Here is a 22,817-nt window from a genome sequence, read left to right as displayed (position 1 = left end):
CGATGAAGACCCAAAAGCAGTTCATCGATGACGCGCTGTCCAGCGGAACGATTCCCGGCCTGCCGCAAGGCCACTTCATCGACGGAGCGTATTCGGTGGCGGCCTCCGGCCGCGTGATGCAGAGCCTGGACCCGGGCCGTGCCGAGGCCTTTGCCGAGTTCGCCCGCGGGGATGCCGCCGATGTGGATGCCGCCGTGGCCTCTGCGCGGCGGGCCTTTGAGACCGTCTGGCGGGATACGCCCGCCGCCGAACGCGGACGCATACTCTATCGTGCCGCCGAGCTGATCCGTGAGAATGCGGCGGGTCTGGCGGTGATCGAGTGCCTCGACAGCGGCAAGCCCATCGGCGAGGCGCAGGGCGACGTGCAGGGCGCCGCCCGCGCCTTCGAATACTATGGCGGCGCCTGCGACAAACTGCAGGGCGATACCTTTCCCCTCGGCCCTGCATACCTCGGCTACAGCCTGCACGAGCCGGTCGGCGTGGCGGCGCAGATCATTCCCTGGAACTTCCCGATCTCCACGGCGGCCAGGGGCATCGCCCCGGCGCTGGCCGCCGGCTGCGCAGTGGTTGCCAAGCCCGCCGAGCAGACCCCCTTCACCGCGTTGAGGCTGGCGGAGATCCTGACGCAGGCCGGCCTGCCCGCCGGTGTTTGCAACGTGGTGACCGGAACCGGCGCCGAGGCCGGGGCGCCGCTGGCGGCCCACGGAGGGGTCGATCACATCACCTTCACCGGCTCGGTCGCAAGCGGCACGGCCGTCATGAAGGCGGCGGCGGACAACGTGACCCGTGTCGTGCTGGAACTCGGCGGCAAGTCCCCGGTGGTCGTCCTGGGCGACTGCGACCGTGAAGCCGCGCTCGGCGGCGTGATGGGGGCGATCTTCGAAAACGCCGGACAGATCTGCTCTGCCGGTTCCCGCCTCATTGTCGAGCGCAGTCTGCACGACAGCTTCGTCGAGGAGCTTTGCCGGCGCGCCGAGAAGCTGACGCTCGGGCACGGCCTCAGAAACCCCCAGCTCGGTCCGGTAAACTCGGCCGAACAGCTCGCCCGCATTTCGGGCTTTGTCGGGCGCGCCCGGGAGCGGGGGGTTGAAGTGGCCACCGGCGGCGCCGAGACGGTGGACCCGGAGACCGGCAAAGGATGGTTCTTTCAGCCGACCATCGTCGGCGCCCGCGACCCGGACGACGAGCTGGTGCAGGAGGAGATCTTCGGCCCTGTCCTGACGGTGCAGATTGCCGAGGACGCGGACCACGCCCTCGATCTCGCCAACAACAGCCAGTACGCGCTGGTGGCCGGTGTCTACACCGCCAACTTCGCGCTCGCGCACCGCATGGCTCGGCGCCTGGATGCGGGGCAGGTCTACATCAACGAGTACTTCGCGGGAGGCATCGAGGTGCCCTTCGGCGGAAACAAGAAGTCCGGGTTCGGCCGGGAAAAGGGCCTCGAGGGTCTGCTGAGCTATTGCCGGACCAAGGGCGTCGCCGCACGCATTTAGGGCGGCCGTTGTCGGACGGCGAGGTGCCGGTGCTGTTCAGATCAGCTCGGCTCCTCTGGCCGGCCCGTGGCGCGCTCTCATGTCAGCGTCAGCTTCATGCCCTCGTGACTGGCCTGGAAGCCGAGGCCTTCGTAGAAACGCAGCGCCTCCGGGCGGGTCTTGTCGGTGGTGAGCTGGACGAGGCCGCAACCGCGTCGGCGGCATTCGTCGATGGCCCATTCGAACATCCGCCGGCCGATGCCCCCGCCGCGCTGCGCAGCGGCTATGCGCACGCTTTCGATCTGGCCGCGCCACATGCCGAGGCGGGACAGGCCGGGGATGAAGCTGAGCTGCAGGCAGCCGATGATGGTCTCGCCCGCCGCAGCCACGGCGAGGTACTGGTTCGGGTCGTCGTCGATGGCCTCGAAGGCTTCGAGATAACGCGGGTTGGGCGGCTGGGCCGGGTCTTCGCGGCCGCTGCCCAGCGCGTCGTCGCTCAAAAGTGCGATGATTGCCGGCAGATCCGCGCGGACGGCGCGGCGGAACGATAACTCTGTCATGGGGGCATTCCTGGGAGATCTTGCGTGGCGGTGCTGTTGGACCTGTCGAACGGGCAACAGGGGACCAGACAACAGTCATGCAAACCCAAGACGCCGTCAACGTGGAGTGATCGGGCCTGGCTGATCGAAATGGCCGAGGGCAGGGGATACCGGGCGATACCCTTTCGGGGCGCCATGCGCGCCGGGGCGCTGCACTGGAACATGACGGATGCGGCCTGCCCGCGGATGGTGTCTGCACCATGACCCCTGTGCCGTGCACACTGTCGTGCCCGCACAAGGGCTAGAGGCTGTGATCACGCCAACTTCGGAGAGCATTGCCAGACCAGAATCCGGTCCTTCTCGATGGTGAGCTTGGTCCCGAGAGCAGCAGATCGCTCCAGGATTTCGTTTACCGCCTTGGGCTCCTCAGCGGGCTCACGGAGAACAGTCTCGTTTTTCTCCGTGCGTCGAACCAATTGAATGGAGACCTCATAGGGTGTTCTTTCCCTCAAGTGAACCTTTACAAAATAGCCAATCCAATTGGTGAGCTGTGTGTGGTGTCCAACGTCGAAAGAAAAGCAACCAGTGCCGTACACAACCGGTCGGTCCTTGTAGATTTCAATTCCAAGTGGCTGATGAGGGCCGTGCCCGAGCACAATATCCGCTCCTGAATCTATAGCAGCGTGTGCTATTTCGATCTGATAGTCCAGGACGGTCCTGCCAACACCCCAGTGGTGGGAAGCAATCAAGAAGTCAACCTCGCGCGATAACGCGGCCAATTCCATTCTATAGGCGGCTAGTTGCGCCGAATCAGTCCATGTGACTACTTTGGGCGGATATCCGGGCCGGTTTGCGGCGTAGTCGTCAACCTGATAGGCGGTGTGTCCCTTGATGACGGCAACGCCCGGTGCGTTCGACGACGCTTCGTGGTTTCGGGGCCAATAGATGGATGTTCGCTGTAAGAAGCCGTACTTGGTTCCTGCCCTGCTGACGATGGCCGGGCGAGAGGCTTCAATACGATTGCACCCGGCGCCTGTGTGGGCGATCCCCAACTCGTCCAGTTTTGTCAAGGACGCGACGATCGCCTTTTCCCCATAGGTCACGTTATTCGCCGTACCGACAACGTCAAAGCCAGCGAGCACGAGAGCTTTGGCGACATCGGGGTGGGCATAGAAGCCCTCGCGTTCGGACGGGTTATGGGCAGAAGCCTCGTAGAAGCAACACTCAAGGTTTCCAAAGAGTAGGTCAGCCGATCGCGTGAGGTCAGATATTCGGGCGAAGACCACGTTTGGGTCCGTAACGCCCTGCAGATTGACGTCGCCGGTCAAGATGAGCGTTTGATCCATCCGTGCGCCTCCAACGTCGCCTGACTCAGAAGGGCTATTCGATTTGCAGGCTCTCGTGAAGCTGGCCAGGCACGATTCTGTGGCCGGGCGTCAATCGGGGTTCTGGCGATGGAGAGACCTGGACTGGTGTCAGAAAATGCGTCTTCCTGCTTGTCAATGGCACCGACACGGAAACAGAATTATAGAAAACCGGGGGAGACACCAAAGAATAAAAGGCGATATTCGGTACCATATATTCTCCAGATACTGAGTATAGATTGCGCTGCTTTCTCCCGAAGCAGAAGTGCACAGGCAGGTTGCCACCATCAAATGATCAGCAAGTTCTGCAGTGAGATCCGAAGTCCGGAAAGCTCAGACCAGGGTCTTTGTGAAGGAGCGGGCTCTTCAGGTCGCTTCTGGACATGGAGGGCGAGGTGACAGCATCAGAGATAGTAGGAGATCTCTCAATTCCATCCGGCTATGTCGAACAGCTGCTTCGATCGATCGGAATGTTTGAGCAGGTCGCGCACAAGCCAAAGCTTAGCGACCGCTCGATGGACCTGTTTTCCAGTCGTGAGCTTGAATTCGATTGGGTGCATATGGGTAACTCCGAGGTCCGGATAGGCTCCCTAGTCGATACTCTACGCCAATGCCCGTTTCTGTATCCTCCGCGAACCGGTCACATCGGCAATTGGGCCAATATGGTTCACGGGCGTGCAGGTGCGCGTGATTACAATCATATTGCCTTTGGTCCCAAGCGTCTGGGTTACCCACTTGTTTTCGACTTCAATCAGACCGAAGCAGAGGCCTGCGGGTACGGTGACTGGAGCTATTTGCCCGGCTCCTTGGTAGATCGTGCAGAGCGAGAGATCTTACCGTTGTTCACCTGGGATGGAACCGGCTTTTGTCCGAGGGACCGAGGTCGCCCGCTGTTCACGCCATTCACGCTAACTTCCAGGGACGGTCAGCTCCTGCCCCTCACTCGGTTGCATCGAGACGCTCTTCGTAAGCTTGCCGAGTTTCACTTTGAATCGACCCTTTTTGCCAGCCACGACCGTCTCGTGCGGAGAATCCTTCGCGTGTTGCTCGAGGATGCCCGAGTTCAGGGTCGGCCGGAAAGCATGCTCGGGCGCATCCTTGATCGCTGTGTGACTCTGGATGGCGATGTTACGCGGTGTGCGCTCAGAGTCAGCGGCAGAGGTTTTGAAATGAACTCTGTCCACTATTCCGGTGTCGAGGAAGTCATAGATCACGCCTGGCTGCCGATCTCAATGGCTGCACAGCCTGAGCGCCTGTTGGAACAAATCGGAGATCTTCCGGCGCAGATGCCGCTTCTCGCCAACTCACTTGTCCAACTGCTCAAGTCAGTCCTGTACAGCCACTATCCCACGATTGGCGAAGTGCCACGCGAGCTGTCCCGACCCTGCAATCCTCATCTGCATTGGGGCGGGATTCCCATGGCGGGCTATCCGCCCCGTGCACGTGGGTACTTCAGCAGCCTCACCAAGTACCTCCGCAAGCTCTTTCGCCCCGTGATTCGAGAGCTGCCGGAAGTAGCACCGGTGTTCAACGTGCTGCTGCCGGCGGCTGTCTTCAACCTTTGCCCGCAACGGTCCTTACCGGGCGACGTCGACTGCCTGGCCCGTCTTATGAGCCGGGTTCGCGATGAGACCACCACTCTGATCGGTAGACCCGAGATAATGAGGCAGCGCATTGAGCAGATTGTTGAAGACTGGAGACCGAAGGCTGAGAAGACCCTGTCGGACTACATGATCGATCATTTCGCTCCGCGACCTGGTGTCGCGAGTTCTCTGCCGGAGCCGGTCGAGGGTGAGCCGGTCATGCTGGAGAGCTTCTGCGACCTGACTGTTCAACAGGCATCGATGCTCATGGGTGCATTGAGTGCGGCGCAGTGGCCGAGGAACAGCCAAAGGGGTGTCGTATTGAGCGCAAGCTCTTTATCTTGCCTTTAACAGACCCGCCCTTGGTGCCGGCTTTCCTATCAGGCTTGCCTAGATCCCTGAGACTTTGCGAACCGCTCAGATAGAGCCCGGATTGCCCTGGGTCCCGTGTCCACTGGCGTTTATGGATAGCCTGCGTTCAATGCGCCATGTCATTAGCCCGCTTTGGCCTCACTTGGGTGGACGTTCCCCCGCCGCTATCTACGTGTGAGAACTGAGCGTCAGGCGTTTTCGCCTTGTTGAGCCGATAGCGCCACAGCACCAAAGCGACGGCCGACACAGCGAGAAATCCGGCGAAGACCATGTAGGCCAAGCGAACAGAGTGACCTTCATAGAGACTTGGCAACAGATAGACCAAGATACCCATGGTGCCGATTGCGGCCTGGATGTTGTTGCGAACACGACCCACCATCCCGCTCTCGACTGTTTTGAGAATGTAGGTGTCATACACGATGCGGTTCGCTGCGAAGGCCATGCCCATAAGACCATGCAGCACCAACGCTGACCAAAGCTCACCGGCAGCCGAGAAACAGGCCGTTGCGCCCGCGAGGAATAGCAAGCCGAAGCGTCGCAGATATCGTTCTGGAAGATGGTGCGATAGCCTTACCATAAGAAAACCGGCAATGATCGCTCCAACGCCCCACATAGCGTCGATCCAGCCATACGCGTCGGCCCCCAGGCCAAGTTCAAATCGCGTGAAGGCAGCCAGCAGAACCGTAGACATCTGTGCGGCAGACCAAAGCAATGCAATCGCAAGGCAAGCGATCAGAAGCTGCTGGTCGCGGAAGACAAGGCGGACCCCATCCATGACAGCGGTGGAATAGGACGGTGCCTCATCACTTGAAAGGAGATCTCCGTCGCGGTGTAGCGGTGCAGCGAATGCCATAGCGGCAAGGCAGCAAGTGGCGACAATTGACAAGGCGGCTTCAAAGCCAAGAAGAGCCACGGTGAGCCCCCCCAACGCGGCGCCGGAGATGCTCCCGAATTGGTGAACGGACGCTCCGAGTGCAACGATGCGCGTCAATGATTCTCTTCCGACTGCCTGGAGCAGTCCCTGGGTCGCCGGCAGCGAGAAGAGAGACCCAAGTGATACCATGCAGGCGGTCAGGTGGAGCGCAACCATTGAGATCCCTTCGTCGGCCTCACTTGGCGGACCAAAGGAACTGGCAAGGAGGAGTCCGACAATCGCACCAAGTCTCAACCCCTCGCCAAGAATGAAGAGATTGCAGCGATTGAAGCGATCGATGACGGCGCCCATGAGCGGGCCAAGTGTCAGGCTGAGAAGTGGCCACCAGACGAGCACAAGACCGACAGAGGCGACGTCGCCGGTAATGTGCAACGCGAGCCACGATACGATGACGAAGTACATACTGCGGCCACACTTTGTGGCAAGAATCATCAGACAGATGAGAAGTACCCGCCAGCCGCTGCCATGGATGATCTGTTTTGATTTCATCGCCTCCTCGCCGGCTTTGTGACCGGCGCGCCGCGCCGGCCGGTTTCTTCAAGGAAGCTGCCGAAGTCAGCACCGTATCCGATAGCGCCCTGCCAGGGTCCGCGCGTCCCCATGGCAGGTCCGGGGTTACAGAGGACGCTATGACAGGCGCTGCCGGGTCTTGAACTGCTGTGTATGTCTCCCTTGTCTCAGGCAGTAGGCGCAGCCACAGTTTCAGCCAAAGGGCGCTTCTGCTTATGATCGCCCAGCGGTATCCGTATCAGGTTGCAAGCCTTTTGCAGTGCCATTGCAGTTCGCTCCGGGCTGGGCGAGGCTGCGACCACATAGCCAAGGTGGTCGCGCGTATCGCCCTGCCGGGCTACGTAGTCTCCTTCACTCGCGGAAACAACTATCTCCACAATGTCAGGCACCTTCAGTGCCTTCTCGATTCCTTCAATCCGACCCAGAACACCTTCCCTGTCTGCCATTAGGTAGCGGACTGCTGCGGTATGTGACCTGATTCTGCGAAGAACCGCGGCACGGCCGGTGGCGATCTTGATTGCCTCAGCGACGATGTCCAGTCCGCTGGCGAGCTTGATGAGATCAGGGACTACGGAACCTGACATGCGCGGATTGACTTCGATGATGACAGGCCCGTCTTTCGATATACGAAGTTCTGTGTTGACCGGCCCCCAGCCAAGGTTCAGGGCTTGCAGTGCCCGCTCAACCACTGCGACGGCGGATTTCTCGTCTTTGCTGGGAAGCTCGGCTGGGAAGTTGAAGGCGCTGTATGTAAAGTAGGGAAGCTCGCAAAAGTCGCCGCCTGTAACGCCGACTGACTGGCCGTTGAGGGTCTCTACATCGCAAAAGGGTCCGATCACAAACTCTTCAATCAATACCTTTGGCGGAGAGGGCCGGTATTGATTGCCGGCGAGCAGGAAGTTGGTCTGCTCAATCACCTCATCAGTGTCACGACAAAGCCGCACACCGGAACTACCGCGCCCGGTAACCGGCTTGACTATGACCGGTAGTCCGATTTCCCTGGCGAACTTGGCAGCAAGCTTCACGTCGGTCGCCAGGCGGTACGCCGGCGTTGCAATGCCCGCCTGTGCCAGCCGCTCACGCTGAATGAACTTGTCTGTGCAACGTGTAACGGCGCTGTGGTCTGGGCCCGGAAGACCGAGATGGTGGCAGACTGCTGCGACCGTGGCAACGTGAGGCTCGGAGGTTGTCGTAACGCCCGCAATTGTGTCGCTGGAAGTCAGCTGTGTGCAGGCATGAAGAACCGCTTGAGTGTCGCCGGTATCAACGACGACCGCGTCGACTTCACCGGCTGTAACGTAATTCAGTCGACTCGGATTGCGCGCCAGCAAAACGGGATGAAGGCCGAGGCGTCGGGCTTCGCGAACGAACCTGGGCCCTGACCGTATGCCGGTCTCAATCAGAACGAGCAGGTCTCTTGACATCTATCCATCTCCTTGCCGAAGAGCGCAACGCGGTCGGGCGGTGGCAGGAAGGTCCGCCGGTTCCATGCGGCGCACTTGCCACATGCCCTGGCTTCTTCGTTTTGACCGGACCGAGGTTGCCTGCGACTGCATCTGAAGCCGGTTTGCCGACGGCCAACAACGCTGACGGGCAAAGCAACGGAGACTTGGAGGGAGTGTTTGTCGCTGGAAACGTTCCCCACCGCCTTGCATCGTAAGATGGCCAGCGATAGTTAAGTGCGCAGCCTACCTATTTCATAGTCAATAGTCGGGCATATTGCGCGGCGTATTTTGATGTGTCGCTCTGGCCGCGTTGGACCGCGAAGGTATCAATGTGCAAGGTAATCCCTTCATTCGGGCAAGACGCCGGTTCTGTCGAGAGGCAAGCCCGCCAGCGGTCGGTCGAAAACAATAAGGCTTGGCCCTCAAGGCGACGTACGCAGTGCCAGGTTTCTCATGTCCTATCACGCACGGTTGCAGCCTTGAAGCTGTGGCAAGGGCGCCTGCTGTAAGGCAAGCCTTCGCTGATTGGATTAATCTGCGTGCGGGTTTCGTATCCGGTCCTTGGTGGCGACCCGAGCACCGCGGAGGTCCCTGGCAGCAGCCTCAGTAGGTTGAGCCGTTTGCGTTGTTGAGGTCATGTCGCTCGTTGCCGACCAGCGCTGGGCGAAACACGCAGATGAGCCGGAGGTCCGTTGTTGCTCTCAGGTAGTGTTTTTCGTTTCCATCGAGAGCGTACATGCAGCCGGGTGTGATCTTGTAAACATCATCGTTGATCTGGACCTCGCCTTCACCCTCGATGCAGTAACAGGCCTCAAGATGGTTTGAGTACTCCAGTAGAGATTCGGTACCAGCCCAAACAATGGTGTCTGTCAATGAGTAGCCGAGATTGTCGGATTGGATGAGGAACCGTCGGCTCTGCCCGTTGCCCCAGGGCACGTCACGTCCACTGCCCATGAGCTCATCCAACTTCCTATAGATCATCAAAGCCTCCTTTTCATAGCTTGCTGGTCTTTGTCGCTGGCTGATCGGTGAGCGGCCATTTCCGAAAGGCCGATCATTCAAGCAAACGGGTTTGCACTCTTTGCTGCGTTGGGTGGAGCGTTTGAGTGGTTTCCACAGGTGCGCGGAACTGGTGTGCGCCTGTCCAGATGCCGCGCCAGCTCGGCAACGGACGTTCTTTTGCCCTCGTAGGTATTAATCTTTCAAAGTCCATCGCTCGCCGCATCTACAGGAAGTAATAACCACTCTTCGGACGATTGGCTTTCTTAACTACACGATGTAATAGAAAATGTTTTGTATTAACATCAATATTGATGAGAAAATAATTTGGATTATATCGATCTGTACCAAGTGTACTGGCGGAACGTAGTCCGGCGCTTTGTGGGCGAAGGAAGGCTCTCCAACACTCGCCTCTTTCCTCGCTGCTGAAGCCTACGCTTCTGAGGACCCTAACGCCGGGAAACGACCAAAGATCCGCTTTTCCAACCCGCAAACGTGCTACAGATTTTGAGCCTTGATTTCCTCAGTGGTACGGACGATTGCAGCAGCATTTTTGGGTTCCCTGAAGCTGTGACCGGCGAGGGCGAACGACAGCTTCACGGTACCCAAGCGTTGTGCGAGATCGTAGGCATTGTCCGGGGTACAGACCAGGTCGCAGCTGCCATGGGAGAGGAAAGCCGGTAGATGTGCGAGTGTTCCGAGACTCGCAAGAAACCAGTCGACCTCCAGGAAGTGGCCATTGATCAGGTAGTGTGCCCCAATCCGCGCCATCCCCAGGATCTGCTCATCCGACTTCCCGCTTGCCTTGCTCAGCTTCATCGGGCTCAGGCTTGACGTTCCGGCCTCGTAGGTGATCCAGGATACGGCTGCGGGCATGTGCACTGCTGGAGCGTCATGCATGAGGCGCTCATAGTAGGCTCTCAGCAAGTCGCCCCGCTCTGCCTCGGGGATGAACTCTGCGAATGCCTGCCATTGCTCTGGAGCGAAGCGGCGCAGACCGCGGGTCCACCATTCGATTTTGTCTTTGCGCGGCAGGGAGATGCCATGGAGCGCAAGTCCCAGGCATGCTTCCGGATGCGTTATGGCATAGGTCAGACCGAGCGTTGACCCCCAGGATGTCCCGAACACCCACCACTTCTCAATTCCCAGATGTCTCCGCAAAGACTCGATGTCACCTACCAGGTGCTTGGTGGTATTGTCCTCCAACCTGCCAATGGGCTTGGAGCGGCCGGCGCCCCGCTGGTCAAAGACGAAAATGCGGTAGTAGAGAGGGTCGAAGAATCGGGGATGAATGGCTGTCGCGCCCGTTCCAGGGCCGCCGTGGAGCACGATAACTGGCTGCCCTCGGGTGTTGCCGTACTCCTCATAGTAAAGACTATATCCGTCGGATACAGGCATGAATCCAGAGCGATGCGGCGTTGTAGCGGGAAACAGGACCGCTTCACGCTCGCGTTCGATCGCTTCCATCTGCGCCAGAACCTTGTCGCGCGGTGTGTTGCTTGGCAAGCGAACGGGCTCCGTTGCATGAACCATGGCTAACGGTTCCTCTCCGTGATCTTGGGCTCTCCATCGGGCGCCCAGGTCATACGCAATCTCTTGGTACAGCGTGATCCCAGTTATCGGTGTGAACACGCTGGTCGCTTTCGAAGCAGTCCAATGCCGCGTGAAGCCGGAAGCTGTTGCGCTCGGCCTTCATGGTTGCTGTGGACTCGATGCGCACACTCCAGTCGCCGCGGCCGAAGGTTATGATCTGTCTGACAAGCACCTGGGCAGAGAGCGGATCGTCGGGTACGACACTGTATTCTAGTTTGAGCTTCTTGCCGAACTCCCAGCCGTGATCCAGTCGGGTCAGGCCGGAGTCGGTTACCCGCCGATGAACCAACCGTCCGCTTTCCAGTTCACGCGTCACGGTCCAGTCGGAACTTGGCTTGGAAACAACCTCGGCGGTGCTTGGTGGACCGACCTCAGGAGCAGGAAGAGGAGTGAGATCCTCATCGCAGGGTTTTGGGTCACGTACCGGCAACGACAGATGGGATGTGTTCGGTCTCAGTCGCAGCACCACAGGCGTTGGTGACGGCCATACGGTCGGCCAAAAACTGGTGGATATGGCGAGGCGAATGCGGTTGCCTGCTGCGAAGCGGTGCGCAATCTCGTTCAGCCTCAAGTCGACACTGTAGTGTTTGCCAGGCTCCAACTCCTTGGGCGCTTCATCGCTGTCATGGTGTGTGAGATTGAAGACGCCGTAGGTGATCAGAGTTGCGGAGCCGTCCGGGAATACTTCTGACAGGACACCAGCCACCAGCGCATTCCGGCTGTCTGAGGCGATGTCGAGGCGGGCGATCGACGCGCCAAGGATTTCAACCGGCTCGCCCAGAACATCGCTGTCGAATGCTGTGACATGACCGAGTTCATAGCGCTGATCGCCCGGCAGATCCGGATCGATGCCATGGGGGCACCACGCTCCCATCGTATGGCCGGCCGTTTGCGGTGAGGATATCTCGATTTCGGGTTCAAGCGGGTCATTTTCCGTTGTCAGCCGGCCTGGCCGGAAAAACCACTGGCTGCTTGCTGAATCTGCCGCCGGCCACTTCGTTTCCGCGACCCAGCGTCCGCGCCACTTGTCGAGACGCCGTCGGGGGCGCTCGGCGTCCCGCATCCATACGCGAAGCATCGGCTCTTCCATGATGCCGGTATCGCGTCCCTTCAGCCAATGGTCCCACCAGCGGATTGCTTCCTGGAGAAAACCAATCTGCGGCCCAGGCTTTGCGCGGTATGGATACTTGTGCGGCCAGGGACCAATCAGGGCTTTCCGGGGGCACCGCAAGCGCTCTGCCATTCTGAAGATCGTGTTTGAGTAGGCATCCAGCCATCCGCCGACCAGATAAGTCGGACATTCGATGGCGCTGTAATCCTCGCTGATTGACCCATGTTTGTAGAATCCGTCGCGCCGTTGGTGCTCGTGCCACTCCGCGACCCAGAGGCCGTTGTTCCTAAGACGCTCGAGCCACATGTCACGCCACTTGTCACCAACGACTGCCGGGTCTGGCGGTGACATGTAGCGTGCTAGCATAGAGGCGCCCCAGGTCAGTTTGTCTGTCAACAAACATCCCCCCATCATGTGAACGTCGTCGGCGTAGCGGTCGTCGGACGAGCAGGCAGAGATGATTGCCTTCAGTGCGGGAGGGCGGCGGGCTGCGACTTGCAGGGAGTTAAAGCCGGACCAGGAAAGCCCGTACATGCCGACCTGTCCGCTGCACCAGGGTTGGCGGGCCAGCCAAGCAATAACTTCGACAGCGTCATCCAACTCATGATCCAGATACTCGCCGCGCAGGACGCCTTCCGAATCTCCTGAACCGCGCATGTCCACGCGAACGCCTGCATAGCCATGCCCCGCAAGATAGGTCTGAGACAGCGCATCGGCTGCCGTCGTGAAGTCTCTCTTGCGATAAGGCTTGTAGTTCAAGAGCGCCGGAACCGGATTGCGATCCGCGTCGTCCGGCAGCCAGATTCTCGCGGCAAGATGCACGCCATCAGGCATGGGAATGAAGACGTCACGGGGTGCGGCGAGTCTTCTCGGAAACTCAGTCCTTACCTTCACGCAGAATTCCCTTTTTTCATCAACCTGCTCCTATTGCCCTTTCCTGAGTTTCAAACCGGACTCGGGTGTTTGCGCATGGCCTTGGACTCTGTGGAGCGGCCTTCATTCGACGAGGGGGAAGTGACAGCGCACGCGGCGGCCGGCGGAAATCGGTCGCAGTGGCGGCGCCTCAGTTCGGCAACGGCTTTGTACGTACGGGCAGCGAGAGTGAAACTCGCACCCGGAAGGGCGGTTTGCGAGGCTGGGAACCTCGCCTTCGATCGATACAAGCCGGCGGCGCTTTGAAGGATCGGGCTGTGGTACGCCATTGATCAATGCCGCCGTATAGGGATGAGCCGGCTGTGTGAAGATGGCTTCGTTCCCGCCCTGCTCGACTATGCGGCCGAAATACATGATGGCAAGATGGTCGCTGATGTGGCGGACCACTGGAAGGTTGTGCGTAATGATGATGAAGGCGAGACCGTGATCGCGCTGGAGCCTAGTCATCAGATTGAGCACATCGCCCTGGACGGAGACGTCAAGCCCCGCCGTTGGTTCATCGGCGATGATGAGGCGCGGCTCCAAGGCGAGGGCCCTGGCTACGCCGACACGACGCGCTTGTCCGCCTGAGAGCTCATGGGGATAGCGGCCCAGCAGATCCAGTGGAAGGCCGACCATTCGGCAGAGCCGTTCGGCCTCTGCTTGTCGGTTCCTGCCATCGAAACCGTGTATGTCGAAGGGCTCAACGATCAGGCTTCGCACGGTCTTGCGCGGGCTCAGCGAACCCACCGGGTCCTGAAACATCATCGCCATGTCGCTGCGCAGGGACATAAGTTCCGACTTCGATATCTCGGCGAGCGAGCGCCCATCGAAGGTCACCGAACCCGAATGAGCTTCGATCAACCCAAGGATCGCACGGCCAAGCGTTGTCTTTCCCGAGCCGCTTTCACCGACAATACCAAGTGTCTCGCCTGGACGGAGCGCAAGAGAGACGTCAAGCACCGCTTCGACGTAAGGGAAGGTCTCGCCGGAGAGAAAAGCGCCTATGGTGCCCATTGTGCGGAACCGCACACCCAGGGCCTCCACCTCAAGAAGACTGTCAGTTGGCGGCGTTAAGGACGGTGGCGCAGGGGTTTCGGTCGTGAGAGGCGGTTCATTCACCTTTGCCGCTGCGTTCGCATTCGCGAAGGAGCTGAGTCCGTTGTGATCCGGCCGCAGAAGATGGCAGCGTGCGCCCTGACCTGTCTCAGTTTCGATGTATTGCGGACTTTCCTTGCTACACAACGCGAACGCCTTCGGGCATCGGGGCGCAAACATACAGGCTTTGGGGGCTTCAGAAAGGTCGGGCACCTCGCCGGGGATGGCGGGTAGGGTGCGCGTGCGCCTCGCCACGCGTGCCGGGTCGCACTCTAGGAGCGCACGTGTATAGGGGTGTTGCGGATCGCCGAATATCTGATGTACGTCGCCATGTTCGACCACTTCACCTGCATACATGACCACGACCTCATCGCACAGCTCGGCAATCAGGCCCAGGTTGTGGGAGACAACGATCAAGGTAGACCCGGTCTCTTCCTTGAGCATGTGCATCAGATGAATGATCTGTGCCTCCATGGTCACGTCAAGCGCCGTTGTCGGCTCATCGGCGATGAGTAAGGAGGGGTTCATCAGGAGCGCCATGGCGATGCTCGCACGTTGGCGCATTCCGCCGCTGAACTGGTGCGGGTACTGGTCGACCCGCCTTTCCGGATCGGGAATTCCGACCCGTCGCATCATGTTGATGGCGAGTTGTCTCTTTTCAGCTGCGCTGAAGGCCTTGCGCCGGTACTGAATATCGCTCATCTGGCGACCGTAGGTCATGACCGGGATCTGCGAGGTCATTGGATCCTGGAACACAACCGAGACCTGCTCCCCCCTGTAAAGCTCCAGCTCTCGCTGGCTGAAGGCGAGTATGTCTTCGCCCTTGAAGCGGACCTCGCCGCTTTTGACGACGGCATTGCCGGCCAGCAGGCGCAGAGCTGCCCAGATGACGGTGCTCTTGCCGGAGCCACTTTCGCCGACGACACCAAGAGCCTTTTTCTCGGGCACATCGATACTGACAGACCGGAGCGCCCGAACACTCTTTTGAGCCGTATGAAACTCGACACTGAGGTCCCGGATTTCCATCAGGTTCGCCACGTTACCGTCTCTTACCCAGCTTTGGGTCGAAGACGTCGCGCAACGCCTCCCCCAGGAACGTGAAGCCGAGGGTCGTGAGGATCAGTGGAACGCTGCCACCGATCACCAGCCAAGGTGTCTCGCGGATGAGCAGATAGCCTTCCCTGAGGGTTGCCCCCCAACTCGCTGTCGGAGGCAAGACGCCAAGGCCAAGAAAGCTGAGGCCAGCTTCGATGGTAATCACCACGGGCACCTCCATGGCGGCCAGAATAAGAAGAGGACCAACCACATTCGGCATGATGTGATGCCAGAGGATACGGGCGGTCCCTGCCCCCAGCGAGCGTTCTGCGATAATGAACTCGGTGTTCTTCAGGGCGAGCGTGCTGGTACGCGTCAAGCGGGCGAAGCTGGGTGTCACGAGGACCACCACGATCACCGTCACCATGGTTAGGCTCGGACCGGTGAGTGCCACCATCGTCAATGCGAGGATCTTGGACGGAAACGCGCGCAACGTGTCGAATAGCATGACCAGGGCACTGTCGAGCCAACGGGGACCGTACCCGGCCAGCATGCCAAGGAGGATACCGAGGGTCAGAGATAGGAAGATGCCGTAAGCTGCAATCTTGAGTGCGACGCGCCCGCCGAAAAGAACGCGCGAGAAGGTGTCGCGGCCCAACTCGTCCGTTCCCAGCAAGTGTTCGGGGGAGGGGCCAAGAAGGCGCTCCTGAACGTTGATCTGGTTTGGATCGTAGGGCGCCAATAAAGGAGCAAAGATCGCTCCGGCAAAGAATACAACGACGACAATGAGGCCAAGCACGCCCATGGGATTTGCAAGAAAGGTCGCTAGCTTCCCGTTTGACAGACGGCGCTGAGTCCTCCTTTCGAGGCCCTGCTGCCTGTTTGCCTGGGACCTAGGCAGCCTTTCACTGCCTGTGCCGAATCGGGAGTTGATGTTTACCATCTCATAGAGACTCCCGTACGCGGGGGTCCAGCCATGCGATGACAAGATCGGTCGTCAGCATCGTTAAGACATAAAGCCCCGCTACCACCAGCAGCGTTCCTTGAACAACCGGGAAGTTGCGGGCCAGAACGGCTTCATAGGCAAGAGTGCCTAACCCTGGCCGAGTAAAGATGATCTCGGCGAAGACTGCTCCGTTCAGCATGCCTCCGAATCCTAGGCCGATCAGTGTGATGATCGGGAGGATGGCGACCTTGAGAGCATAGCGGTAGATCACCGTGCGTGTTGGCAGGCCGAAGGCGCGCGCTGCTTTGATGTAGTTTTCGCCCAGTACCTCCAGCATCGAGGCCCGGACCATGCGTGCGAGATACCCGACCCATCCGAGTCCGACGGCGAAGGCCGGAAGTATGAGGTGCCTCAGTTGATCGGTCAGATTGCCCGGCTCGCCTGCGCCGATCACAGGCAGCCACTTCAACGCGATTGCAAAAATAAGGAGTGACCAGATGGCAACGAGAAAGGATGGAATCGTGCTCGTTCCAACTGCCAGGACGCCAGTTATCCTGTCAGCCCAGCTGTTCGGCCACACCGCCGAGAGACAGCCTAGCGGCACGCCCACAGCGACAGCCCAGCCAAGTCCCGCCAGGGCCAACGCTAGGGTGTAGGGAAACTCTTCGAGAACCATCAAGGTCACATCGCGTCCGGACAGGATGTCCTGTCCCAGGTCGCCTTGCAGGGCATTGCCGATGAAGATCAGAAACTGGACGACCACCGGGTCGTCCAGTCCCATTTTTTCGGTGTAGCGGGCCACCGCTTCGGGTGATGCCTTCGGCCCCAGGGCGAGCGTTACCGCATCTCCCGGGATGAACTGTACTCCAACAAAAAGAAGGAACAGAGCCGAGAGAACGATCAAAACCGCCAAGCCGACACGCTTAAGAGCATATACGCCCACTCGCTACAAACTCCTGCCAGCAAAGCAGCCAATCCGGCCAGTCAACCTAGTCACCTTCCCGACCTCAGGAACTGTCACGTCCGCTCAAAGTGCTTGAATCTCATTTTCCCGGCGACTGATAGGTATGGTTCGACCCAATCGCGAAGTACAAATGCATCCTCCTCGTGAGCGAGCCACACATAGGCACCGGTTTCCTCCATGATCTCCTGCATCCGAACATAGATCCTGTCGCGTTCGTCCAGGTCAGCTTCGGCGAGGCCTCTTTCGTAGAGTTGTTCGAACTCGTCGCTAGACCAGCGCTCCCAATTCCAAACGCCTATCTGATCGCGGCGGAACCACTGGGCTGCGTTGAAAGGATCAGGGTCCGCCCTGAAGCGTTGTATCCAGAGCTGCGAGTCCTTGTAGTCATCGCCCTTGGACTCTTGACCCAGATTGCTGAACTGGCCGCGGTCCATCGGGATCACCTTGACCGTGATCCCCACTGCGGCCAGGTTAGCCTGGACAATCTGGGCTGCCAGGACCCGTGCATGTTCGTTCCGGGTCCTGAGTTCGAGTTGGAGCCCCGAAACGCCCGCCTCGGCAAGCAGGGCCCTGGATTTCTCAGGGTCGTAGTTGATCTTTGTGACGTTTCGCTTGCCGACGAGCCCGGCCGGAACAATGCCGTAGGCGCGTTGGGCGCCGGGATAGGCTCCTCCATTGACGGCATCCACGTCCACCGCGTGCTGAATGGCCTTGCGCACGCGTATATCCTTGAGTTTCGGGTGCTCGGTGTTCATTCCCAACCATGCGTATCGCATAGCGCCCGCTACGTGGATCTTCGAGTTCGGTAGCGGGGACTCCCGCAGGCGTGCCAGGGTAGAGCCGGTGATCTTGGAGATGTCCGTCTCCCCTGCTTCAAAGGCGAGGTCAGCCGCTTTGCTCTCCTTGATCAGAAGATAGTTTATCCGATCGAAGTACGGCCTCGGCCCCGCCCAGGTTGGATTGGGGGTAAAGGAAACTCGGCGGCCCCGCTCCCACTGAAAGAGGTACGGACCACAAGTTGCGGGTATCTCGGTAGTGTACTTGCCGCCAACCGACTCGGTCGCCTTCATGGAAACCAGAGTGGCCGTATCGTCCGTCAGCGTGATCGACCAGAAAGGCTTGAAGGGATGCTTCAGAACGAGGGTGCCGCTATACTTGTCCTTGATGTCCACGCGGTCCAGCACATCCCATGCGCCCTTGTTGTCGCTGATCTTCATGCGCTCGTAAGAGTACTTTACATCCTCTGCCGTCAGCTCGCCGAAGCCGTTCGTCCACTGAAATCCCGGCTTGAGAGTGAAGCCGATGTGAGTTGGGTCTGCTTCGGCGATTTGGCTTACATAGTTCGTCGGCTTCCAAATCAGTCGGCCGTTTTCAAAGCCGAAGTCGACAAGCCGGGGCATAACGGCGTTCAAGGTCTCGCTTTCCGGACCCAGCATGTAGCCTGGATCCAGGATGGCGATGTCGGCACGCGCGCGAGCATTCAAGACGCGGCCTTCCTGTGCGCGTGCCGCCGTTCCGAGAGGCCCGCCCAGGCCATATGCGCCAAGGGCGGCGGATGCCGCAAGGAACCGGCGCCTGTTCAAACCATAAGCTGTCATGTCGCTCTCCCCGCTGTTTGCAGGCAACGCATTCGTTGCGTCTTGTTGGACCTTGTTCGAGTTCCCGAGTTTTGCCTTTCGGCCAAGAACTGCGCGCAAGCAACTCTGCCTCTGCCGAGGTCGGCAACGCAGCATTGTGCCGGCTGAACCGTAAATGCCCGCACCGATCGTTTCACGGTGTGGCATCCGGCAGTTCGATTTCTCTCTGCAAGCTCAACCCCCGACCTGTCGCTTCTCTCTGCGATCTTTCAATTCGGTATACTGTATACGACAATTTTCCGGAGTGTCCAACTAAAAGCCGAAGAGGGAGTGGTCTTCCCTGGAAAGCGCAACCGCTGGCATCCGGTCTCGCCGCTTAAGTCGTTCAAACCGCTTGATTCTCAGTGCCCGCCCAGCTGCTCCGGACCGCAGTGCGGTGATCCTTCTGCGGGGGCAGCCTGCCCAAGGCGATGCCGCCCTGGACAGTTCGGCGATAGAGGGCAGGCCTTGGGCCTTTGCAGGCAGGAGAGTTCAGGCTCGGCCTTTGAGGAACAGTCAACAACATCAAAGGCAAAGCAAAAAGCAGCTCGGTTGTGCCGATAAAGGCGCAGCCTCGCCAGGAGCCCGTTAGGACAGTGGGGAGTCTTGGTGGTGTGAAAAGGCTAGGGGCGCCGCCCAGTCTATCCTCGTTGTCGGCTGCCCGACCGAAGCGAACCCGCTCTATGGTGTTCCCGCTGGCACTGGGCGAGCCTACGGCGACTCTTCGGGCAGGTCTTGAAGTATCTGCCTCAGCTTTCCAGCTCCATGTGTTGAGCTGTGCTCAGAAGGTGACTCTGCATCAGGCTGGCAGCTTTCTCCCCGTCGTTGGTCGACAATGCTGCGATGATCGCCCGATGCTCTTCTTGTTTGGTCATCAGGCGCTCGACATAGTCAGGCTCCCGACTGCTGTCCGACTTGACTCGATTGAGCAAGGCTGTTCGATAGAACAAAGTCAGCTTACGGATCGTCTCGCACAGGCCGACGAGATGAGTATTGCCGCTTTGCTCCACGAGATCCTGATGAAACTGGCTGTTGAGCTCCAGCACTCGGTCCAGATCCTTGGCGTCAATTGCCTTGTCGGTGGCGCGCACCAGGGCACCGAAGCGCTTTGCATGCTTTGGCAGGAAACTCTCTGCTGCTTCTCGAACCGCCTGAACCTCTAGCGCACAGCGGCATCGATAGAGGCCATGAAGGTCCGTCATGGATGCGGGCCGCACTTCGTAGCCACCCATGCTGAGAGGAATCAGAATCCCCTCCTGATGCATCTTCCGCATCGCTTCGCGTACCGGAGTGCGACTCACGCCGAGTTTCCTCGCCCACTCGGCGTCCTTCAGACGCTGTGTGGGCTCGATCTCTCCACTGAGGATCTTGCTCCAAAGGATGTCGTGAATCTGTTCAAACAGATGAGAGGAACGGGCAGGGGCATCCATTGTGCTTGGCTCGGTCTAGAGTCGGAGAGGCTTCGGGCGCGTACTATCTGATATGCTTGTCAAAAAAGTCGATACTTCATCTCTGACGCACCATACCGACGCCTCCTGATCAGAAAATGCAAGGCCCAATCGGCTTCGAGAGGTCGGAACAGGCATGGTTTTGAGACAACAGGCGCGATTACCAGCAGGCATAACTGAATAGTATTTTGCGCGACCCTCTGTCGGCCTCGAGGAGACAACAAGCCAGAATGGAAACCAAACAGTACCTTCACCTGATCACGAATACAGTATTCCGCAGACGCAAGAAACTCCTAAATTCGGCTACATTCATGGTTCGGATAACGTCATGGCAAGCAGGTCGGGCCCCAGGCTCCTGTGCCGGTTATGGATCTTGATCTTAGAACTTGATCTTAGAAGACGTCTTCAGGGGGCGCCCCGGCGATTCCCTGAGTAATCGCGGATACTGGCCGAAGAGCGAAAGGAGTTTCGGTTCCAAGAGTGCGGCTGCCTCAAGATCGCCTCTCGGTCTAAGGCCCTGCCTCAAGAGTAGCAGAGCAAGGCCCGGTTTCGTTTCAGGGGTTTGTCTTGGCGACAAAGCGCGATCTGCGCAGGCGTCCTACATCGGTAGCATTCAACGGCCCACACGCGCTCTACGCTGGCAAGCTGCTTGACCTTGCTGGTTTGAAAAACGGTTTCTCTGATCGTTAACTGGGCCGTGGCGCAGCCGGGGTGAGAGCAGGGTGGTCGGGTTACCTCTCCTCTACAGGCAAAAAAGACCTGTCCTGTTCGCCGACATAGAGCAGCAGCGGCCTTATCAGGATGTTGTTCTCTTTCTGCTCCAGGATCTGCGCCGCCCAGCCCGGCATGCGGCTGACGGCGAAGACGGCGCCGAAGAAGTCATCCGGGATGCCGAGCAGCGCATAGGAAACCGCCGCGTAGAAGTCGACGTTCACGTTCACCCCGTGGCGCATGTAGGGTTTCATCTCTTCGGCCACGCGATCCAGAATCTCCAGCCAGGTCTCGTTACCCTGCATGCGGCTCAGGGTCTCTGCGTGCCCGCGCAGGTACTTGGCCCTCGGGTCGGCGGTGCGATAGACTCGGTGGCCGAACCCCATGACGGGATCGCGGCGGCGGTGGCGGTCTGCAATGTAGGTTTTGGTCCGCTCGGGGTCGCCGATCTCCCGGACCATCTGCATCACGCCCTCGACCGCGCCGCCATGGGATGCCCCGGCGAAGCAGCCGATGGCCGCGGTGATGCTGGCGTGGAAGTCGGCGCCGGCGCTGGCCACGACCCTGGCGGTAAAGGCGGAGGCGTTGGAACCGTGCTCGGCATGGACGATCATGTCCTGATCGAAGAGCAGGCCCAGATCCGGGTCCGGAGCCTCGCCACGGAGCATGGACAGGAAACTGGCCGCGTGGTTCAGGTGTCTGTTCGATACCGGCGCGTTGCGGCCTTGCCTGAACGCAAGGTGAGTGGCAACCGCGGTGGCGCTCTGCGCGATGAGCCGCACGGTCTTGCGCTTGATCGCCTCGGCGGATTCGTCCTCGCGATCCGGATCCGATGCCGCCAAAGCCGAGACCGTGCTGCGGAGGACATCCATCGGATGGGAGGACCGCATCGAAGAGATAAGATCGATAATGCCCTCCGGCAGGGTTCTCGCCGAGACCAGGTCCTTCTTGAACCGTTCCAACTCCGGCTGGGAGGGGAGCCAACCGTTGACGAGTAGAAAGGAGGTTTCGTCGAAGGAGGTGTTCTCGACCAGGTCCTCAATCGAGTAGCCCCGATAGCTCAGGACACCGTTCTTGCCGTCGATCATGGAAACCTGTGAGCGGTCAATGTAGACGCCTGCCAGGCCGCGGTGAATTTTCGGGGCCTGCACTTGTTTCTGTGCTGTCATCTCATCCTCCTCCCCGGGGCGGTTATCTGGTCGATCTGTCTCTGTCGCACCGCCGTTGAGCGTCAATATCCTGGAAACCGTATGACCTCAGGTGCCGACCGCCTGCATCCGTCTTTGCTCCGTCATCTGCGCGAGGGTTTCGATGCGGGCTACATTGATGGCTGCCGCAATGCGCTGTGGGTCGTTGCCGAACTGCTGGGCCAGCGCGTGCATCCAGCGCTCGATGCCGAAAGCGACGCAACCGGTGCTGGCGGGCCGGCCATCTATGGAGATGTCGCAGCGTTTGCCGAAGAAGCGGCGATGATAGTTGATCGAGCCGATTGCCAGGTTGCCGTCATAGACGAGTTCTTCCTTCGTCGGAAAGATCCGCTCGGCTCGCGCTGCGGCACTGCTCTTGTCGAAGAACGGGTCCGTTGCGTGTTCGAATGCCACCGGGAGTCCCAGGTTGTCCATGAAGATCCCGAGCAGCTCGCGATAGTCACCGAGATGAGTCTTCACATCCTCGGCCGTGCCCACGCACACGATCTCGCGCATGGAAAACCCGCGCAGCCGCTCAAGCCCCCGGAAGTGAGACTCGCTGCGGAAGCAGTTCGCTGTTGTGGTGAAGTACTGCGTCCTGTTCAGGGTGCTACCCTGCAGATCAAGGTAGATGCTGTAGCAGGCGGCTGGCGGCAGGCAGTACTCGGGATCACGCAGGTCCGCTGAGGGAATTGCCTCCACAGCGTTTCCATCGTGCCCTTGGCTGTAGCGGTCGTGAACGCCGCCATGGAGCGTGCAGGCGCACATCACGAGCTGCGGGAAGTTCTGAAAGTAGTTGAGCCGATCGAGATCTTGAACCCGGATGAGGGACGGATAGCGAACCTCCTGCGCATTACAGCGGGTCGCCCAAATGAGAAAGAGGTCTTCCAGGCTGTTGAAGACCGCGACGCCGGTAGGCGTGATGGTCGCCATGCCTTGGGTGCTGGAGAAGAACTCTGTGCTCATCGATCACTCCTG

At 59.5% G+C, this 22,817-nt stretch carries 16 protein-coding genes; 2 read left to right on the top strand and 14 right to left on the bottom strand.

The features are described 5' to 3' along the window. Positions 1-2: 2 nt before the first annotated feature. The gene (locus tag ACO06P_RS07595; protein ID WP_420349397.1) at positions 3-1,493 is read left to right on the top strand and encodes an aldehyde dehydrogenase family protein; all 1,491 of its coding nucleotides are present in this window, start codon (positions 3-5) and stop codon (positions 1,491-1,493) included. 77 nt (positions 1,494-1,570) lie between these two features. Here ACO06P_RS07595 and ACO06P_RS07590 read toward each other — a convergent pair whose 3' ends face one another. Next, the gene (locus ACO06P_RS07590; RefSeq protein WP_420349396.1) at positions 1,571-2,032 is read right to left on the bottom strand and encodes a GNAT family N-acetyltransferase; all 462 of its coding nucleotides are present in this window, start codon (positions 2,030-2,032) and stop codon (positions 1,571-1,573) included. A gap of 293 nt (positions 2,033-2,325) precedes the next feature. Continuing rightward, entirely contained in the window at positions 2,326-3,357 is a 1,032-nt protein-coding gene (locus tag ACO06P_RS07585; RefSeq protein WP_420349395.1) for a CapA family protein, read from the bottom strand. A 413-nt stretch (positions 3,358-3,770) separates the two neighbouring features. On the opposite strand from ACO06P_RS07585, the gene ACO06P_RS07580 reads away from it, so the two are divergent. After that, positions 3,771-5,309, top strand: a complete 1,539-nt coding sequence (locus ACO06P_RS07580; RefSeq protein ID WP_420349394.1) for a DUF6025 family protein — start codon at positions 3,771-3,773, stop codon at positions 5,307-5,309. Between the two features lie 127 nt (positions 5,310-5,436). Here the strand turns inward: ACO06P_RS07580 and ACO06P_RS07575 are convergent, their stop codons facing one another. The 12 genes from ACO06P_RS07575 to ACO06P_RS07520 all read right to left on the bottom strand — a co-directional run bounded on the left by ACO06P_RS07575 (position 5,437) and on the right by ACO06P_RS07520 (position 22,805). Beyond that, positions 5,437-6,753, bottom strand: coding sequence for an MFS transporter (locus tag ACO06P_RS07575; protein ID WP_420349393.1), 1,317 nt, complete (start codon positions 6,751-6,753; stop codon positions 5,437-5,439). Between the two features lie 188 nt (positions 6,754-6,941). After that, the gene (locus ACO06P_RS07570; RefSeq protein WP_420349392.1) at positions 6,942-8,198 is read right to left on the bottom strand and encodes an ATP-grasp domain-containing protein; all 1,257 of its coding nucleotides are present in this window, start codon (positions 8,196-8,198) and stop codon (positions 6,942-6,944) included. A 624-nt stretch (positions 8,199-8,822) separates the two neighbouring features. Further along, positions 8,823-9,200: an ectoine synthase gene (locus ACO06P_RS07565; protein ID WP_420349391.1), complete on the bottom strand. Its 378-nt coding sequence runs from the start codon at positions 9,198-9,200 to the stop codon at positions 8,823-8,825. 516 nt (positions 9,201-9,716) lie between these two features. Then, positions 9,717-10,751 carry a prolyl aminopeptidase gene (gene pip, locus ACO06P_RS07560; RefSeq protein ID WP_420349390.1) on the bottom strand — a complete coding sequence of 345 codons (1,035 nt, stop codon included), beginning with the start codon at positions 10,749-10,751 and terminating at the stop codon, positions 9,717-9,719. A 49-nt stretch (positions 10,752-10,800) separates the two neighbouring features. Beyond that, the gene (locus ACO06P_RS07555; protein ID WP_421938189.1) at positions 10,801-12,756 is read right to left on the bottom strand and encodes a CocE/NonD family hydrolase; all 1,956 of its coding nucleotides are present in this window, start codon (positions 12,754-12,756) and stop codon (positions 10,801-10,803) included. 162 nt (positions 12,757-12,918) lie between these two features. Further along, positions 12,919-14,970, bottom strand: coding sequence for a dipeptide ABC transporter ATP-binding protein (locus tag ACO06P_RS07550; protein ID WP_420349388.1), 2,052 nt, complete (start codon positions 14,968-14,970; stop codon positions 12,919-12,921). 1 nt (position 14,971) lies between these two features. After that, entirely contained in the window at positions 14,972-15,772 is an 801-nt protein-coding gene (locus ACO06P_RS07545) for an ABC transporter permease (protein WP_421938188.1), read from the bottom strand. Positions 15,773-15,911: 139 nt separating this feature from the next. After that, a complete protein-coding gene (locus tag ACO06P_RS07540; protein ID WP_421938187.1) occupies positions 15,912-16,826 on the bottom strand; it encodes an ABC transporter permease in 915 nt (304 codons plus the stop codon). A gap of 104 nt (positions 16,827-16,930) precedes the next feature. Beyond that, positions 16,931-18,475 (bottom strand): ABC transporter substrate-binding protein, encoded by a 1,545-nt coding sequence (locus tag ACO06P_RS07535; RefSeq protein ID WP_420349386.1) that lies wholly within the window; start codon positions 18,473-18,475, stop codon positions 16,931-16,933. Between the two features lie 767 nt (positions 18,476-19,242). Continuing rightward, entirely contained in the window at positions 19,243-19,923 is a 681-nt protein-coding gene (locus tag ACO06P_RS07530; protein WP_420349385.1) for a GntR family transcriptional regulator, read from the bottom strand. Positions 19,924-20,672: 749 nt separating this feature from the next. After that, entirely contained in the window at positions 20,673-21,821 is a 1,149-nt protein-coding gene (locus ACO06P_RS07525) for a citrate/2-methylcitrate synthase (protein WP_420349384.1), read from the bottom strand. A gap of 87 nt (positions 21,822-21,908) precedes the next feature. After that, positions 21,909-22,805, bottom strand: coding sequence for an aminoacyl--tRNA ligase-related protein (locus tag ACO06P_RS07520; RefSeq protein WP_420349383.1), 897 nt, complete (start codon positions 22,803-22,805; stop codon positions 21,909-21,911). Positions 22,806-22,817 lie beyond the last annotated feature (12 nt).

Source organism: Pelagibius sp. (assembly GCF_965227505.1).
GTDB lineage: Bacteria > Pseudomonadota > Alphaproteobacteria > Kiloniellales > Kiloniellaceae > Pelagibius.
This window is presented reverse-complemented; position numbering and strand designations above follow the sequence as displayed.

Bases quoted from the DNA above. Each gene is read 5' to 3' on its own strand.
- ACO06P_RS07595 (WP_420349397.1), top strand. From the start codon at position 3: ATGAAGACCCAAAAGCAGTTCATCGATGACGCGCTGTCCAGCGGAACG.
- ACO06P_RS07590 (WP_420349396.1), bottom strand. From the start codon at position 2,032: ATGACAGAGTTATCGTTCCGCCGCGCCGTCCGCGCGGATCTGCCGGCA.
- ACO06P_RS07585 (WP_420349395.1), bottom strand. From the start codon at position 3,357: ATGGATCAAACGCTCATCTTGACCGGCGACGTCAATCTGCAGGGCGTT.
- ACO06P_RS07575 (WP_420349393.1), bottom strand. From the start codon at position 6,753: ATGAAATCAAAACAGATCATCCATGGCAGCGGCTGGCGGGTACTTCTC.
- ACO06P_RS07570 (WP_420349392.1), bottom strand. From the start codon at position 8,198: ATGTCAAGAGACCTGCTCGTTCTGATTGAGACCGGCATACGGTCAGGG.
- ACO06P_RS07565 (WP_420349391.1), bottom strand. From the start codon at position 9,200: ATGATCTATAGGAAGTTGGATGAGCTCATGGGCAGTGGACGTGACGTG.
- pip (WP_420349390.1), bottom strand. From the start codon at position 10,751: ATGGTTCATGCAACGGAGCCCGTTCGCTTGCCAAGCAACACACCGCGC.
- ACO06P_RS07555 (WP_421938189.1), bottom strand. From the start codon at position 12,756: ATGCCTGATGGCGTGCATCTTGCCGCGAGAATCTGGCTGCCGGACGAC.
- ACO06P_RS07545 (WP_421938188.1), bottom strand. From the start codon at position 15,772: ATGGGCGTGCTTGGCCTCATTGTCGTCGTTGTATTCTTTGCCGGAGCG.
- ACO06P_RS07535 (WP_420349386.1), bottom strand. From the start codon at position 18,475: ATGACAGCTTATGGTTTGAACAGGCGCCGGTTCCTTGCGGCATCCGCC.
- ACO06P_RS07530 (WP_420349385.1), bottom strand. From the start codon at position 19,923: ATGGATGCCCCTGCCCGTTCCTCTCATCTGTTTGAACAGATTCACGAC.
- ACO06P_RS07525 (WP_420349384.1), bottom strand. From the start codon at position 21,821: ATGACAGCACAGAAACAAGTGCAGGCCCCGAAAATTCACCGCGGCCTG.
- ACO06P_RS07520 (WP_420349383.1), bottom strand. From the start codon at position 22,805: ATGAGCACAGAGTTCTTCTCCAGCACCCAAGGCATGGCGACCATCACG.